Annotated in this window: 2 protein-coding genes; both read left to right on the plus strand. The window is 21.6% G+C overall.

Annotation, left to right across the window (positions count from 1 at the left end; all coding sequences use genetic code 11):
• Window positions 1-293 precede the first annotated feature (293 nt).
• Entirely contained in the window at window positions 294-449 is a 156-nt protein-coding gene (locus K5V21_RS19015; protein WP_221862663.1) for a hypothetical protein, read from the plus strand.
• Between the two features lie 157 nt (window positions 450-606).
• Window positions 607-903 (plus strand): hypothetical protein, encoded by a 297-nt coding sequence (locus tag K5V21_RS19020; RefSeq protein ID WP_221862665.1) that lies wholly within the window; start codon window positions 607-609, stop codon window positions 901-903.
• Window positions 904-1033: the final 130 nt, after the last annotated feature.

Raw genomic sequence — 1033 nt, forward strand, 5'->3', positions numbered from 1 at the left:
TCAAGGGTAGCAAGTAACAGAAGATATGCGGCTGGCGGACCTTTTTAGCGCCTTAAGGCGCAATCGCAGGTAATGTGCCCTTATAGGGCTGAGGAAATACCACCAGCTAAGCTGGTGGATTTTTATTGTATATTAAATTAAAAGATAAACTAAAAGTAAATATTTAAATCTTAAATAAAATACTCGTAAATGATAATTAAAAAAGAAAAATAAATACCATATATTTACAAATAGTAAAGTATGTCATATAATATTGATATAGAATGAAATTTATTTAATAAAAGGAGACGGTAATGAGATTTGATAAAGAAATATCTACATTTATAAGAAATGAAATAAATGATTTAGGAAATGATATTTATATAGATTTAGAAGATGAAAGTGGAATTATAACTATTATATCTGGTAATTATAAAATTAAAGTTAGGATAGATAGAAAAACAAAATAAAATGAATTTTAATGTTAGTAAGAATAGTAATTATAATTTTTAGATTATCTAATATTTATTAAAATTTAATAATGACATTAGAAAATATCAATATTATTGTTGTATTATTAAATTGTTAAGAATGCAATAATAAAGATAAGATGAAGAGGTATTATTTATGAAAAATAAATTTATAGATGAAGTAAAGTCTAATAAAGAAATTAAAAAATTAGTTAAGGAGCATAAAGAAAGTAAGGTATATAATAAAGTCAGAAGATATTTAAGAGAAAGAAAAGAATGGACAAGTTTTAATTTAGATAAGTTAAAACTTGATATAGGAGAAAATGAAAAAGATATAATAATATCTTTGAATAGTTTAGAAAAAGAGGGGTTTATAACCACTGAAGATAGAATTAATGGAATATTATTATTCAAAGTTTTTAAAATAAACAAAGAATATGAGGATTTATTATAATATTTAAAAGGGCTTACTTTTTAGAAAGTGAGTTCTTTCTTTATGATTAACTAATAAAATTAATTGTAACAATCAGAAATCCTTAATAATTAATTAATGTTTTATTAAGGATTTAACATTATAATTATAT

Source organism: Clostridium sardiniense (assembly GCF_019753795.1).
GTDB lineage: Bacteria > Bacillota > Clostridia > Clostridiales > Clostridiaceae > Clostridium > Clostridium sardiniense.

Excerpts from the sequence above, each read along its gene's own strand:
- K5V21_RS19015 (WP_221862663.1), top strand. The coding sequence starts at position 294 with ATGAGATTTGATAAAGAAATATCTACATTTATAAGAAATGAAATAAAT.
- K5V21_RS19020 (WP_221862665.1), top strand. The coding sequence starts at position 607 with ATGAAAAATAAATTTATAGATGAAGTAAAGTCTAATAAAGAAATTAAA.